At 54.2% G+C, this 15,211-nt stretch carries 16 protein-coding genes; 5 read left to right on the top strand and 11 right to left on the bottom strand.

Features of this window, described 5'->3' with window-relative positions:
- Positions 1-68 precede the first annotated feature (68 nt).
- Entirely contained in the window at positions 69-2,213 is a 2,145-nt protein-coding gene (gene pta / locus J4613_RS17425) for a phosphate acetyltransferase (RefSeq protein WP_000086692.1), read from the top strand.
- Between the two features lie 217 nt (positions 2,214-2,430).
- A complete protein-coding gene (yfcC, locus tag J4613_RS17420) occupies positions 2,431-3,951 on the top strand; it encodes a putative basic amino acid antiporter YfcC (RefSeq protein ID WP_000117932.1) in 1,521 nt (506 codons plus the stop codon).
- A gap of 48 nt (positions 3,952-3,999) precedes the next feature.
- Here yfcC and J4613_RS17415 read toward each other — a convergent pair whose 3' ends face one another.
- The 5 genes from J4613_RS17415 to J4613_RS17395 form a co-directional block, all read right to left on the bottom strand.
- Positions 4,000-4,953, bottom strand: coding sequence for a transketolase family protein (locus J4613_RS17415; protein ID WP_000593032.1), 954 nt, complete (start codon positions 4,951-4,953; stop codon positions 4,000-4,002).
- Positions 4,946-5,776: a transketolase gene (locus J4613_RS17410; protein WP_001103268.1), complete on the bottom strand. Its 831-nt coding sequence runs from the start codon at positions 5,774-5,776 to the stop codon at positions 4,946-4,948. The genes J4613_RS17415 and J4613_RS17410 overlap by 8 nt, the downstream gene beginning before the upstream one ends.
- Positions 5,773-7,164: a PTS ascorbate transporter subunit IIC gene (locus J4613_RS17405; RefSeq protein ID WP_001522266.1), complete on the bottom strand. Its 1,392-nt coding sequence runs from the start codon at positions 7,162-7,164 to the stop codon at positions 5,773-5,775. Before J4613_RS17405 ends, J4613_RS17410 begins: the two co-directional genes overlap by 4 nt.
- A gap of 20 nt (positions 7,165-7,184) precedes the next feature.
- The gene (locus J4613_RS17400; RefSeq protein ID WP_000699818.1) at positions 7,185-7,457 is read right to left on the bottom strand and encodes a PTS sugar transporter subunit IIB; all 273 of its coding nucleotides are present in this window, start codon (positions 7,455-7,457) and stop codon (positions 7,185-7,187) included.
- 80 nt (positions 7,458-7,537) lie between these two features.
- The gene (locus J4613_RS17395) at positions 7,538-7,981 is read right to left on the bottom strand and encodes a PTS sugar transporter subunit IIA (protein WP_000901813.1); all 444 of its coding nucleotides are present in this window, start codon (positions 7,979-7,981) and stop codon (positions 7,538-7,540) included.
- Between the two features lie 252 nt (positions 7,982-8,233).
- Between J4613_RS17395 and J4613_RS17390 the strand changes: the two genes are divergently transcribed.
- Entirely contained in the window at positions 8,234-9,253 is a 1,020-nt protein-coding gene (locus tag J4613_RS17390; protein ID WP_000026949.1) for a LacI family DNA-binding transcriptional regulator, read from the top strand.
- Positions 9,254-9,258: 5 nt separating this feature from the next.
- On the opposite strand, the gene yfcD is transcribed toward J4613_RS17390, so the two are convergent.
- From yfcD to yfcF, 3 genes are read right to left on the bottom strand one after another with little or no spacing between them, the layout of a single operon-like run.
- Positions 9,259-9,813: an NUDIX hydrolase YfcD gene (gene yfcD / locus J4613_RS17385; protein WP_000230215.1), complete on the bottom strand. Its 555-nt coding sequence runs from the start codon at positions 9,811-9,813 to the stop codon at positions 9,259-9,261.
- A 56-nt stretch (positions 9,814-9,869) separates the two neighbouring features.
- On the bottom strand, positions 9,870-10,421 hold the full coding sequence (gene yfcE / locus J4613_RS17380) for a phosphodiesterase (protein WP_000772458.1): 552 nt from the start codon (positions 10,419-10,421) through the stop codon (positions 9,870-9,872).
- Between the two features lie 55 nt (positions 10,422-10,476).
- The gene (yfcF, locus tag J4613_RS17375) at positions 10,477-11,121 is read right to left on the bottom strand and encodes a glutathione transferase (RefSeq protein ID WP_000043010.1); all 645 of its coding nucleotides are present in this window, start codon (positions 11,119-11,121) and stop codon (positions 10,477-10,479) included.
- A 142-nt stretch (positions 11,122-11,263) separates the two neighbouring features.
- On the opposite strand from yfcF, the gene yfcG reads away from it, so the two are divergent.
- Positions 11,264-11,911, top strand: a complete 648-nt coding sequence (gene yfcG / locus J4613_RS17370; RefSeq protein ID WP_000566563.1) for a GSH-dependent disulfide bond oxidoreductase — start codon at positions 11,264-11,266, stop codon at positions 11,909-11,911.
- Positions 11,912-12,036: 125 nt separating this feature from the next.
- The gene (locus J4613_RS17365) at positions 12,037-12,930 is read left to right on the top strand and encodes a TIGR01777 family oxidoreductase (protein ID WP_001166274.1); all 894 of its coding nucleotides are present in this window, start codon (positions 12,037-12,039) and stop codon (positions 12,928-12,930) included.
- Between the two features lie 51 nt (positions 12,931-12,981).
- Here J4613_RS17365 and hisP read toward each other — a convergent pair whose 3' ends face one another.
- From hisP to J4613_RS17350, 3 genes are read right to left on the bottom strand one after another with little or no spacing between them, the layout of a single operon-like run.
- Positions 12,982-13,755, bottom strand: a complete 774-nt coding sequence (gene hisP, locus J4613_RS17360) for a histidine ABC transporter ATP-binding protein HisP (protein WP_001293591.1) — start codon at positions 13,753-13,755, stop codon at positions 12,982-12,984.
- Positions 13,756-13,768: 13 nt separating this feature from the next.
- Complete coding sequence (gene hisM, locus J4613_RS17355; protein ID WP_000569771.1) at positions 13,769-14,476, bottom strand: histidine ABC transporter permease HisM; 708 nt, start codon at positions 14,474-14,476, stop codon at positions 13,769-13,771.
- A complete protein-coding gene (locus J4613_RS17350) occupies positions 14,473-15,159 on the bottom strand; it encodes a histidine ABC transporter permease HisQ (protein WP_000965498.1) in 687 nt (228 codons plus the stop codon). Before J4613_RS17350 ends, hisM begins: the two co-directional genes overlap by 4 nt.
- Positions 15,160-15,211: the final 52 nt, after the last annotated feature.

Genomic DNA, 15,211 nt, shown 5'->3' with positions numbered 1-15,211 from the left:
CGCCAGCCTCGCTGGCGGTGCTGTTTTGTAACCCGTCCCCAAAAGACGGTAACGAAAGAGGATAAACCGTGTCCCGTATTATTATGCTGATCCCTACCGGAACCAGCGTCGGCCTGACCAGCGTCAGCCTCGGCGTCATCCGTGCTATGGAACGCAAAGGCGTTCGTCTGAGCGTCTTTAAGCCTATCGCCCAGCCTCGCGCTGGCGGCGATGCGCCTGACCAGACCACCACTATCGTTCGCGCGAACTCTACCCTGCCGGCGGCTGAACCGCTGAAGATGAGCCACGTTGAATCTCTGCTCTCCAGCAACCAGAAAGACGTGCTGATGGAAGAGATCATCGCGAACTACCATGCGAATACCAAAGACGCGGAAGTGGTGCTGGTTGAAGGTCTGGTTCCGACCCGTAAACATCAGTTCGCTCAGTCTCTGAACTATGAAATCGCGAAAACGCTGAATGCGGAAATCGTTTTTGTCATGTCTCAGGGTACCGACACGCCAGAACAGCTGAACGAGCGTATCGAACTGACGCGCAGCAGCTTCGGCGGCGCGAAAAACACCAACATCACCGGCGTTATCATCAACAAACTGAATGCGCCGGTTGATGAACAAGGTCGTACTCGCCCGGATCTGTCGGAGATTTTTGACGACTCTTCCAAAGCGCAGGTGATCAAAATCGATCCTGCTAAACTGCAGGAATCCAGCCCGCTGCCGGTTCTGGGCGCGGTGCCGTGGAGCTTCGATCTGATTGCGACCCGCGCTATCGATATGGCGCGTCACCTGAACGCCACCATCATTAACGAAGGCGATATCAAAACCCGCCGCGTTAAATCCGTTACGTTCTGCGCGCGTAGTATTCCGCATATGCTGGAACATTTCCGCGCAGGCTCGTTGTTAGTGACCTCCGCTGACCGTCCGGACGTACTGGTCGCAGCTTGCCTGGCCGCGATGAACGGCGTAGAAATCGGCGCCCTGCTGCTGACCGGCGGCTATGAAATGGACGCGCGCATTTCTAAACTGTGCGAACGCGCATTCGCCACCGGTCTGCCGGTCTTTATGGTGAACACCAACACCTGGCAGACTTCGCTGAGCCTGCAAAGCTTCAATCTGGAAGTCCCGGTTGATGACCATGAGCGCATCGAGAAAGTTCAGGAATACGTCGCGAACTACGTTAACGCTGAGTGGATCGAGTCGCTGACCGCCACTTCCGAGCGTAGCCGTCGTCTCTCTCCGCCGGCGTTCCGCTACCAACTGACCGAGCTGGCGCGTAAAGCCGGTAAACGCGTAGTGCTGCCGGAAGGCGACGAACCGCGTACCGTCAAAGCGGCGGCAATCTGCGCTGAACGCGGCATCGCCACTTGCGTTCTGCTGGGCAACCCGGATGAAATCAACCGCGTCGCGGCATCTCAGGGCGTTGAGCTGGGCGCAGGTATTGAAATCGTCGATCCGGAAGTGGTGCGTGAAAGCTATGTCGCTCGCCTGGTTGAGCTGCGTAAGAGCAAAGGCATGACCGAACCGGTTGCCCGCGAGCAGCTGGAAGACAACGTGGTGCTCGGCACGCTGATGCTGGAGCAAGACGAAGTCGACGGCCTGGTTTCCGGCGCGGTTCATACCACCGCCAACACCATCCGTCCGCCGCTGCAGCTTATTAAAACGGCGCCGGGTAGCTCCCTGGTCTCTTCTGTGTTCTTTATGCTACTGCCGGAACAGGTTTACGTTTACGGCGACTGCGCAATCAACCCAGACCCGACTGCAGAGCAGCTGGCAGAAATCGCGATTCAGTCTGCGGATTCCGCCATTGCCTTCGGCATCGAACCGCGTGTGGCAATGCTCTCCTACTCCACCGGCACCTCTGGCGCGGGCAGCGACGTAGAGAAAGTACGTGAAGCGACGCGTCTGGCGCAGGAAAAACGTCCTGACCTGATGATCGACGGTCCGTTGCAGTACGACGCCGCGGTCATGGCTGACGTAGCGAAATCCAAAGCGCCGAACTCACCGGTTGCGGGTCGCGCTACCGTGTTCATTTTCCCGGATCTGAACACCGGTAACACCACCTACAAAGCGGTACAGCGTTCTGCCGACCTGATCTCCATCGGGCCGATGCTGCAGGGTATGCGCAAGCCGGTGAACGACCTGTCCCGTGGCGCGCTGGTTGACGATATCGTCTATACCATCGCCCTGACGGCAATCCAGGCTTCTCAACAGCAGCAGTAACAGTAAAAGCTAATGCCGGATGGCGGCGTGAACGCCTTGTCCGGCCTACAGGTGAGATACCGTTGTAGGCCGGACAAGACGCGTTAGCATCGCCATCCGGCATTCTGCTATTTACCCTGCAAAGCGGAATTTTTTGCTTAACTGCGCTGCATCAATGAATAACTATTCCCTTCTTCTCATACTTAGCCTCTTTGCTTTGCAACAGGGATAGTCTGTCATGTCTGTCGTTACAGAATCAAAAACAGCCAGAAAATGGGCAATGCCCGATACGCTGGTCATCATCTTTTTTGTCGCCATTTTAACCAGTATCGCCACCTGGGTCGTCCCCGTTGGGATGTTTGATAGCCAGGAAGTGCAGTATCAGGTCGATGGTCAGACAAAAACCCGCAAAGTCGTCGACCCGCACTCTTTTCGCATTGTGACCAACGAGGCCGGGGAAGCGCAGTATCATCGCGTACAATTTTTCACTACCGGCGATGAAAGACCAGGGCTGATGAATTTTCCGTTTGAAGGGTTAACATCCGGATCGAAATTCGGCACTGCCGTCGGCATCATTATGTTTATGTTGGTGATTGGCGGCGCATTCGGCATCGTGATGCGTACCGGCACCGTGGATAACGGCATTCTGGCGCTTATTCGCCACACGCGGGGCAACGAAGTCCTGTTTATTCCGGTGCTATTTGTCCTCTTTTCGTTAGGGGGCGCCGTATTTGGCATGGGCGAAGAGGCGGTCGCCTTTGCAATTATCATAGCCCCGCTGATGGTCAGGCTGGGCTATGACAGCATTACCACCGTCCTGGTGACCTATATCGCCACCCAAATTGGCTTTGCCAGTTCGTGGATGAACCCGTTTTGCGTAGTCGTCGCCCAGGGGATTGCCGGCGTGCCGGTACTTTCCGGCTCCGGGCTGCGTATTGTGGTCTGGATTGTCGCCACGCTGATTGGGCTGGTTTTTACGCTGGTCTACGCCTCACGCGTGAAAAAGAATCCGCTGCTTTCCCGCGTCCACGAATCCGATCGCTATTTCCGCGAACAGCAGGATGAAGTCGTCCAGCGCCCTTTCACCTTCGGCGACTGGCTGGTACTGCTGGTCCTGACCGGCGTAATGATTTGGGTCGTCTGGGGCGTGATTGTCCACGCCTGGTTTATTCCGGAGATCGCCAGCCAGTTTTTCACCATGGGCGTGGTGATCGGCCTCATCGGCGTTATCTTCCGCCTCAACGGTATGACGGTCAACGTGATGGCGTCCTCATTCACCGAAGGGGCGAGGATGATGATCGCGCCCGCCTTGCTGGTGGGTTTTGCCAAAGGCATTCTGCTGCTGGTCGGCAACGGCGAAGCCGGGGAACCCAGCGTGCTCAATACGTTGCTTAACAGTATCGCGCATGGCATCAGCGGGCTTAATAATGCTATCGCCGCCTGGTTTATGCTGCTCTTCCAGGCGGTATTTAATTTCTTTGTCACGTCCGGTTCGGGCCAGGCGGCGTTAACCATGCCATTACTGGCGCCGCTCGGCGATCTGGTCGGCGTTAACCGTCAGGTGACTGTTCTGGCCTTCCAGTTTGGCGATGGCTTCAGCCATATTATCTATCCGACATCGGCCTCGCTGATGGCCACGCTGGGCGTGTGCCGGGTCGATTTTCGCAACTGGCTGAAAGTGGGGGCGTCGCTGCTGGGACTGCTGTTTATTATGTCCAGCGTGGTCGTCATTGGCGCGCAGATGATGGGATATCATTGATTCAAAATGCCGGATGAGCATCAGCGCCATCCGGCAATATCTCCATGATTAAAGCAGTGATTTCGCGGCTTCTACAATCGCTGCGGCGGTGAGTCCGTACTCTTTTTGTAAGAAATCCTGCGTTCCTACCTGCCCATAACGCTCTTTGACGCCAACACGGCGCATCGGCACCGGACAGTTTTCCACCAGCACTTCCGCCACCGCTGACCCCAGTCCATTATGGATGCTGTGGTTTTCACACGTGACGATACGCCGCGTTTTTTCCGCGTAGTTTTTCACCAACATGCGATCGATAGGCTTTAAGGTGAACATATCAATGACCGCGGCGCTCACACCTTCCTGCTCCAGTTGGCGCGCCGCCTCCAGCGCCTCCGCCACCATAATGCCGTTGGCGATAAGCGTAATATCATCGCCCTCGCGCAGTACGTTGCCCTTGCCAATGGTAAAGGTAGAGCCTGGCGCATAGATACTCGTCGCCTGCTTACGGATGGTACGCAGCCAGTAAAAACCGTCCAGGTCCATTAGCTGGCGTAAAATATCCGCGAACATCACCGCATCCGTCACCTCCAGTACTACGGAGTGCGCCAGCCCGCGAACAATCCCCATATCTTCAAAAGACATATGGGTGCCGCCATTATGGCACGCCGTCACTCCGGCATCGGAAGCGATCACTTTGACGTTGTTACGCTGATAATCCAGCGCCATGAAGAGCTGATCAAAACAGCGACGGCTGGCAAAAGCGGTAAAGGTATGCACAAACGGTTTACGACCGGTCAGCGCCAGCCCCGCCGCAGTGCCAATCACATTCGCCTCCATAATACCGCAGTTAATGACATGCTGCGGGTAGTCACGCGCCACACTGTCCATCGCCATTGAGCTCATTAAATCAGCCTCAAGCGCAATAATTGGGCTTCCGGCCTCAATCTGCCCGGCGACAAAACCGGCGTAAACTTTGCGCATTTCGATATCGTCTTTAAGCCCTGCGGGCGCAAGCTTAATCATGCATGACCTCCAGTTGATGAATGGCCTCATTGAGCGTCTGCTTCATGCCATCCGTCAGGCGTAAGTGGTGAGAATTCGTTAACTGCTCCAGGCATGGCACCCCCTGCCCTTTAATGCTGTCAAGGATCACTACCCGTGGCCGGGCATCGGCGGGCAGCACAGGCTGAACCACCGCCAGTAGTCCGGAGATATCATCGCCTTTGACGGTGACGACATCGAAACCAAACGCGCGGAATTTCCCTTCCAGATCGAACGGATTGATAATCTCCTCCAGCTCGCCGTCAAGCTGCTGTTTGTTCCAGTCAATGAAAACGGTCAGATTATTCAGGCGGTGGTGGGCAATAAACTGAAACGCCTCCCAGCACTGCCCTTCATTGAGCTCGCCATCGCCGACAATACAAAATACCCGGTTGGGTCGCCGCGCCAGTTTATGCGACAACGCCATACCGCCCGCAATAGAGATGCCCTGTCCCAGTGAGCCGGTCGTGGCGTCCACGCCACGCGTTTTTAGCCGATCCGGATGGCTGGGCAGACGGGTGCCGTTCTGGTTAAGCGTATTCAGCTCTTCGCGCGGGAAATAGCCTTTAATCGCCAGGGTACTGTACAACGCGGGGCCCGCATGGCCTTTCGACAGCACGAAGTAATCGCGCTCCGGCCAGTCCGGGTCGGCAGGGTCGATTTTCATCACCGCGCCGTACAGAACCGCCAGAGTTTCCACTACCGACATGCTGCCGCCATAGTGACCAAAGCCAAGATGGTTTAAGGATTTGAGCGTGGCGACGCGAATGTCGCGCGCCAGTTGGGTGATTTCGGTTACGTTCATTCTTTCGCTCCGCTATTTTCCTGCACTTCGGCAGTCGCTTTTTTGTTTTTGGCCAACACGTTGTACGCCACCAGTAGCGCGAATAGCGCCACCACCAGCCCCGTGATAGCCATCGGCGACAGATAACGCGCCAGGTTACCCAGCAAAATACCGATTACGCCAAAGTCAGCATCCGAGAACGTGGTATTGGCGAAGCCGATCGCGCCGAGAACCGGCAGTAACAGCACTGGCAGGAAAGTGATTAATAGACCATTAGCAAATGCGCCGATCATCGCCCCGCGGCGACCGCCGGTGGCATTGCCAAAGACGCCTGCGGTCGCGCCGGTAAAGAAGTGCGGCACAACGCCTGGCAGGATTAACACAAGCTTCATCTGTCCAAGCAGGAACAGCCCCACCAGCCCGCCGAGAAAACTGAACAGGAAGCCAATCAGTACTGCGTTAGGGGCATAGGGATACACCACCGGGCAGTCCAGCGCCGGACGCGCGTTTGGCACCAGTTTTTCTGAAAAGCCGGTAAAGGCCGGAACAATTTCAGCCAGAATCAGACGGACGCCTTGCAGAATGATGAACACGCCGGCGGCGAAGGTGATTGCCATGATGATGGCGTACACCAGATAGTTTTGCCCGCCGCTAAACGTCGCTTCGACATACTCACGCCCAGCGCTGACTGCCATGATCAGATAGATAATCATCATGGTCAGCGAAATCGAGATAGAACTGTCGCGTAAAAAACTGAGGTTTTTCGGCAGGTTCATCTCTTCCGTGGAGCGGGAGCCTTTACCACACAGGCTGCCAATCCAGCCGGAAAGCACATATCCCAGGGTACCGAAGTGACCAAACGCAATGTCATCGGTACCGGTAATCCGCCTCATATAACGTTGGGCCAACGCCGGGAAGAAGGCCATCACCAGCCCCAGGATTAGCGATCCGGTGAAGACCAGCCCTACGCCCTCAAACCCCGCCACGGTCAGGATTACGCCAATCATACAGGCCATGTAAAAGGTGTGATGCCCGGTCAAAAAGATATATTTAAGACGCGTAAAGCGCGCCACGACAATATTGGCCACCATACCAAATGCCATAATTAACGCCGTGGACGCGCCATATTTTTCCAGCGCGATTGAGACTATCGCTTCATTATTAGGAATAATGCCCTGAATATTAAAAGCGTGTTCAAACATACCCCCTAGCGGATTTAATGAACCCACCAGTACGGTTGCGCCGCCGCCAAGCACAATAAAACCTAAAATGGTTTTAATCGTGCCTTTTACCACATCGGAAAACGCTTTTTTCTGCGCCACCAGACCAATCAGCGCAATTAACCCTACAAGCACCGAGGGCACTTTTAAAATATCAACAACAAAATTCAGCGTTTCAAGGATAAACATATCCACCTCGCCAGCAATAATTATTGTTTAGCGAACCATGCGCGCAGCTGCGTTTCCAGTTCGTTGATGTCGATGATGTTATTGATCACCACCAGTTGGCTTTCCGGTACGCTGGCGCTGGCCGCGATATCTTTGGCCATTACAAAAAGATCGGCGGCCCCGGGTGTGGCCGATGAGAGATCGGAGTGTTCCACCTCGGCGTCAATATTGAGTTTCTTTAATACTTTTTTAATGTTCATTTCTACCATAAAACTACTACCCAGGCCGGAACCGCAAATTGCCATGATTTTCATTATTGTCACCTTTTAAAAGTAGAGTTGGTCTGCATCACGCACGGGCGTAATGTTATTTACCGCAAGAAAATGGAATAAAATCAGAAACGGTCAATAATCGTTTTAATGTCCTCCAGGTTTTTTGCCTGATGTAATTTTTCCATATCTACATCACTGGAAAATAATTCCGCCAGCGCCGATATCATTTCGATATGACTGTGCTTATCAGGCGCCGCCAGCATAATAATGATGTCAACCGGATCAAATTCGTCTGCGCCAAATGAAACGCCGCGCTGTAGTTTCAGTAACGATAAACCTAACCCTTTCGCCCCCTCTTCCGGCCTCGCATGCGGCATCGCTAACCCTGGCGCTAATACATAATACGGTCCAAGCTTTTGGTGCTGCTGAACAATCGCCGTAAGGTATTCCGGTGCGATAACACCTGCGTCCAGCAGGGGTTTGCCGCAAATTTCCAGCGCCTGCGGCCACGTTTCCACGCTCTCCTGTAGCGTGATGGTTGCGTCAGATAACCAGGTTCCCAGCATGTTATTCGCCCCCACGGTGTATGAAATTATGAACAAACTTTATTCAAGCCATTCGATATTAGCTGCGATCGTTATCACAAAGATAGCGCTACCAGCGACTATTACTCAGAATTGTGATAGCGCTATCAAATTAAAATCATGGTGTGAAATCACAGCAAAAAAGCGGATTTAAGGCGTATACTGCCAGTCATGCGAAGCAAAGAACGACAATAAAAAAGCATCTCAACATGTTGTAATGACGCAGGAATTTGTATGTCGATACCCCGTAAACGGCGCAGTACCGGTAAAGTGACTATCGCCGATGTAGCCCAACTTGCCGGTGTAGGCACGATGACCGTATCACGAGCCTTACGCACGCCGGAACAGGTCTCTGATAAACTCCGGGAGAAAATCGAAGCGGCAGTGCATGAGCTGGGCTATATGCCCAATCTCGCCGCCAGCGCGCTGGCGTCTGCCTCCTCGCACACCATCGCGATGGTCGTACCGAACCTTGCGGAAGCGGGGTGTTCTGAAATGTTCGCCGGGCTGCAACAAATTTTACAGCCCGCAGGCTACCAGATAATGCTGGCGGAATCGCAGCATCGCGTGGAACAAGAGGAGAAGCTGCTCGAAACGCTGCTGGCCTCCAACATTGCCGCGGCGATTCTGCTTAGCGTCGAACATAGCACTACTGTGCGCCAGTGGCTGAAAAATGCCTCTATCCCGGTGATGGAGATGGGCGCGATTCGCAGCGATCCTATTGATATGAATATCGGTATTGATAACGTTGCGGCAATGTATGAGCTGACGGAAATGCTGATTCAGCGCGGTTATCAGAATATCGGGCTGCTATGCGCCAATCAGGAGCAGTGGATTTTTCAGCAACATCTGCACGGCTGGTACAAAGCGATGCTTCGCCACCATATGTCGCCAAACCGGGTGATTAATGCCGCCTTGCCGCCCAATTTTTCTACCGGCGCGTCGCAACTGCCGGAGTTTTTACTGGCGTGGCCGGAGCTGGACGCGCTGGTATGCGTATCGGATGAGCTGGCCTGCGGCGCGTTATACGAGTGCCAACGACGGCGGATCAAAGTTCCGGACGATTTAGCGGTGGTCGGGTTTGGCGATAGCGATGTCAGCCGGGTCTGCCAGCCGCCGTTAACCACCATGGCCGTACCGCACCGTAAGATTGGCAGTGAAGCCGGACGGGCGCTGTTGGAAAGGTTAAATCAGGGAAACTGGAGCGATCGAAAATCCATCGCCTCCAGTTTATGTATGCGGGAAAGCTGCTAAAACGCTTATTCCGTCTCTTCCGGTTTCTCCTGGAGCGCGGCTTCGTTTTTGGCGTTGCGGGTCATCCACAGCGCCAGCGCTTTGAGCGAGTCCGGCGTAAATTCATCACAGCGCGCGGTGATCTCCTCCGGGGTCAGCCAACACACTTCGCTGACTTCATCTTCCTGAAGCGCGAAAGGCCCGTGGGAAACGCAGCTAAACAGCGCGCCCCAAACCCGGCAATGTTGGTCTTCAAAGTAAAACAGACCGTGTTCGGCAAACGGCACGCCTGCAATACCCAACTCTTCTTCCGCTTCGCGGCGGGCAGATTCCAGTAGCTGCTCATCAGCCTGGACCACGCCACCTGCGGTAGCATCTAACATACCGGGCAAAAAATCTTTTGTTTCGGTACGACGCTGCACCAAAATTTTACCCATACCATCATGAACGACGATATACGTCGCACGATGCCGTAAGCGTTGCGCACGCATCTGTTCCCGGCTGGACTGTGCAATGACTTCATTGTCTTCATTCACAATATCCACCCATTCCGTACTTGCCAAACGACGCTGTTCCACCATCAGGAAACCTTCTTATTTCTGGCGCTCTTACGGCGCATTTACGTTTGTGAGGTAAATTACGAGTTAATTGCAACCTGCGCAATGATACTTTGATCATTGAGTGCGATTACGCTCAACACATTATCATCCAGAATACCGTAGCTTGCCGCATACCCGCCTTTCGGGATGCTCACTGACCCAGGATTAAAGTGATACAGTCCTTCCTGCTGTTGCGCCACCGGCAGATGCGTATGACCATAGACCAACACATCGCCAGTATGCAGAGCGGGCAGATTCGTCGGCCCGAAGAGGTGCCCATGCGTTAAAAATAGCCGCCTCTCTTGCGTCAATATTTGCTGCCACGGCGCAGTTATCGGGAAATGCAGCAGCATCTGATCCACTTCGCTATCGCAGTTGCCGCGCACGGCAATGATTTGCGTCGCCACCGCGTTCAGGCGTTCGGCGACCTGGGCGGGCGCATAGCCTTCAGGCAGCGCATTTCGCGGCCCGTGGTTAAGGACATCGCCTAATATCACCAGCCAACGCGCGCCGCTTTGCGCGAACCGCTCAAGCACGCGTTCCGTGGCGGGTAAAGAACCATGAATGTCCGATGCGAACATCAGTTTCATCGCTCACTCCTCGTTGTGAAAAACGGCGTTATGATACTGGAATATGAATAGATTTTCAGCCTGAACGCTTCGAGGAAAGCGCAATAAAACGCTGTACGGAAGCACGCTGCCACTGGAATGTCGCATACGCCGCCAGCGACGCCGGCACGTCATCGCCATGCAGCGCCAGACGATTGATCATCAATGCCAGATCGGTATCGGCAATGCACCATTCACCAAATAAATTTTGCGTCCCCTGCCCCAATAGCGCTTCAGCCGTCGCAAACAGTTTTGCCGCGCTGGCTTTTCCAGCCTCGCTTAACGGCGCTTTTTTCGCCCCGGCAAACACCACGTCGGTAGGCCGTTCTTCGCGAAGCGGCAGTAAATCGCTGCGTAGCCACGCCTGAATCTGTCGCGCGCGGGCGCGTTTTTGTAAATCGTGCGGGTAGATACGCTCCCACTGCGGCGGCGCGAAACGCTCCTCCAGGTATTCCGCAATAGCGGACGACTCGCTCAACTCAAAATTGTCGGCCTCAAGCACCGGTACGCGCTGCGTCAGCGCATATCCCCGCCAGCCAGGTTGCAGATGTTCTCCCTGGTCCAGATCGCGGGTTTTCAGAGTAAAGGAAAGCCCTTTTTCTTGTAATGCCACCCAGGCGGACAAGACGTAGGGAGAGAAAAAGTTCGCATCCGACCACAGCACAATAACAGGCTTACTCATAATGTCCTCTTGAGGGCGTATTAGGTTTCTTCCCAAAATATAGCGTCTTTCGCCTGCTGTCACCTGATGAAAACACACACACATCAGGAGGCTTTCTATACTTAATTCAGCCCAGACTCTTTACGCACATGCAGGAGCCAAAATGATTGACCTTTACTACGCCCCCACGCCCAACGGGCATAAAATAACGCTGTTTCTGGAAGAGGCGGAGCTGGCGTATCGTTTGCTAAAAGTAGATATCAGCAAGGGCAATCAGTTTCGCCCTGATTTTTTGGCTATCTCTCCCAATAATAAAATTCCTGCCATCGTCGATCACGCCCCGGCAGACGGCGGTCAACCGCTTAGTCTTTTTGAATCCGGCGAAATTCTTCTCTACCTGGCGGAAAAAAGCGGCAAACTGCTTAGCGGGGAGCTGCGTGAACGCCATACCACGCTGCAATGGCTGTTCTGGCAGGTCGGCGGGTTAGGGCCGATGCTGGGCCAGAATCATCACTTTAACCACTTTGCGCCGCAGGCCATCCCCTATGCAATTGAACGCTATCAGGTTGAAACGCAACGCTTATACAACGTCCTGAATAAACGCCTGGAAACCTCCCCGTGGCTGGGCGGCGACCACTACAGTATTGCGGATATCGCCAGTTGGCCGTGGGTTAACGCACATCAGCGTCAGCGAATCGATCTTGATACCTACCCGGCGGTGTATAACTGGTTTGAACGCATTCGCACGCGTCCTGCGACAGCGCGCGCACTGTTACAAGCGCAACTGCACTGTAACAGTACGAAAGCGTAACGCGGTAGCATACATCATGTATGATGTAGAGGTGTATACACGGAAAAAACCTGCGTCCGGCACCCTTATTCGTATTAAAAACCTGACATTAGGGAAGAGGAAATCCTCCCTACTCTGGAGGTCATATGCAGATTCTGATTACCGGCGGTACAGGCCTGATAGGGCGTCATCTCATTCCCCGGCTGTTAACACTGGGGCATCAGGTGACGGTCGTTACGCGCAATCCCGATAACGCGCGTCAGATTCTCGATTCCAGAGTGACATTATGGAAAGGGCTGGCGGAACGTGAGCACCTCAATGAGATTGATGCCATCATCAATCTGGCGGGCGAACCGATTGCCGACAAGCGCTGGACCTCGCAACAAAAAGAACGGTTGTGCCAAAGCCGCTGGGCTATCACGCAAAAGTTGGTGGATTTAATTCATGCCAGCGCTACGCCGCCCTCGGTGTTGATATCCGGCTCCGCCACGGGCTATTACGGCGATCTGGGCGACGTTGTCGTCACTGAAGATGAGCCGCCGCACAACGAATTTACGCATAAACTTTGCGCCCGCTGGGAACAGATTGCCTGTCGTGCGCAGAGCGACCAGACCCGCGTCTGCCTGCTGCGTACCGGCGTTGTCCTGGCGCCGCAAGGCGGGATTCTGGGGAAAATGGTTCCGCCGTTTCGCCTCGGACTCGGCGGTCCGGTGGGTAATGGTCGACAATATCTGGCCTGGATTCACATCGACGATATGGTCAACGGCATCCTGTGGCTGCTGGATAACGATCTTCGCGGTCCCTTCAATATGGTCTCGCCGTATCCCGTCCATAATGAGCATTTTGCTCATGCGCTGGGTCGCGCGCTGCGCCGCCCGGCGATTATTCGCATTCCGGCGACGGCAATTCGCTTATTGATGGGAGAGTCGTCAGTGCTGGTGTTGGGCGGACAGCGGGCGCTGCCAAAACGGCTTGAAGCCGCCGGATTCGCATTTCGCTGGTATGATTTAGAAGAGGCGCTGGCGGATGTGATTCGCTAGTTCCCAAAGCGCCGTATCCTGCCCGGTGAGCGATGCGCCGCCGGGCTTCTTTTATTTCAGCGAGCCTTTCAGGAATTGCTGTAAACGCGGGCTTTGCGGATTGCCGAACACCTGCTCCGGATCGCCCTCTTCTTCAATTTTCCCCTGATGCAGAAAAATAACGTGCGAAGAGACATGGCGGGCGAAGCCCATTTCATGCGTGACCACCACCATCGTTTTGCCTTCTTCCGCCAGTTGTTGCATGATGCGCAACACTTCGCCGACCAGTTCAGGATCGAGCGCCGATGTGGGTTCATCGAACAGTAAAACGTCAGGTTCCATCGCCAGCGCGCGCGCAATAGAAACGCGCTGCTGTTGGCCACCGGAGAGATGGACGGGATATTTGCCCTGAGCGCGCTCATCAATCCCCACCTTCGCCAGATATTTCAACGCCCGCTCGCGCGCGTCGTGCTTGCTTAATCCCAGTACCTGAATCGGCGCTTCCATCACATTTTCCAGCACCGTCATGTGGCTCCAGAGGTTAAAGTGCTGAAACACCATCGTCAGGCGGGTACGCAACAAGCGTAGCTGATTTTTATCCGCCACTTTGAGCTGCCCGTCTTTGTCGCGCACCAGATTAATGTTCTGACCGTTCACGATAATCGCGCCTTCGCTCGGTTTTTCGAGGAAGTTAATACAGCGCAAAAAAGTGCTTTTACCGGAGCCGGACGAGCCGATGATGCTAATCACATCTCCGGCGCGGGCCTGCAACGATACCCCTTTCAGCACTTCATGACCGCCGTAGCGTTTGTGCAAATCGATAACGTGTAATTTATTTTCTGACATCATGTTACTCGAATTATTTAGAGGACACGTGCTGCAACCAGCGTCTTTCCGCCCGACGGAACAGGCTTATCAGGACATACGAAATGAGTAAATACAACACGGCGGCAATGCCAAACGCGGTAAACGGCTGGTAAGTCGCTGAGTTAATATCGCGGGCGATTTTCAACAAATCCGGCACCGTCGCGGTAAACGCCAGCGCCGTAGAGTGCAGCATTAAAATCACTTCGTTGCTGTAGGCAGGCAAGGCGATACGTAATGCCGACGGCAAAATAATGCAGCGATACATTTTAAATGACGAGAAGCCATAGGCCCGTGCCGCTTCAATTTCACCGTGCGGTACCGAACGAATCGCCCCCGCGAAAATTTCCGTGGTGTACGCGCAGGTATTCAGCGTCAGCGCCAGTACGGTACAGTTCAGTCCGCTGCGGAAAAACGCGTTAAGAAGATCGGTGCCTTTGACTATCTCCAGCGTATACATCCCCGAATAGAACACCAGTAGCTGTACGTACAGCGGCGTGCCGCGAAAAATATACGTAAACAGCCAGATGGGAAAACGGATGAATTTATTACTGGAAACGCGACCTACCGCCAGAATCACCGCCAGAAGACCGCCCATCACCACCGATGAAATTAACAACCACAGCGTAATCGCCACGCCGGTAAAACGATAGCCATCCGTCCACAGCAGGGATTTCCAGTACTCCTGAATGATCTCAATCACAAATCGGCCCTCTTCACGCCCACAGAATAGCGACGCTCAAGCAAGAGCAGCACACCATTGGAAACGGTGGTAAATACCAGGTAGATAAGTCCACAGACCACGGCAAAATAGAAAGGCTCCCAGGTGCTTTTACCGGCAAGCTGCGTGGCTTTGACGACATCTTCCAGGCCCAGCAGCGACACCAGCGCCGTCGCTTTGAGTATCACCTGCCAGTTATTGCCGATCCCCGGCAGGGCGTAACGCATCATCGCCGGGAACATAATCCGCCGGAAGGTTTGCCCGTGGGTAAAACCAAAAGCCGTCGCCGCCTCGATATGGCCTTTCGGCACCGCCATAAACGCGCCGCGAAAGGTTTCGGTAAAATAGGCGCCGTAGATGAAACCAAGGGTGATAATACCGGCCACCATCGGATCAATATCTATCTGGTCGATACCCAGCGAATCGGTCACCACGTTAAGCGCGATTTGCAATCCGTAAAATATCAGCAGCATTAATACCAGATCCGGCACCCCGCGAATCAGGGTGGTGTACCCTTCAAAAATAAGCCCCGTTACCCGGTTTTGCGAAAGCTTCGCCCCCGCGCCGACGAGACCGATAAGCACGGCCAGCACCACGGAACTGAGCGCCAGTTCCAGCGTGACGATCGCGCCCTGTAAAATTACGCCTGAAAACCCGTACAACATGCAGCCTGTCCTGTTGTGTGTGGTGAAGTAAGAAGCCTCTTTTGCATTTTTG

Source organism: Salmonella sp. 32020114201800008SM, assembly GCF_017572025.1.
Taxonomy (GTDB): Bacteria; Pseudomonadota; Gammaproteobacteria; order Enterobacterales; family Enterobacteriaceae; genus Salmonella; species Salmonella enterica.
The sequence above is the reverse complement of the archived record's forward strand: the minus strand, read 5'-3'. Positions and strand labels throughout refer to the sequence as shown.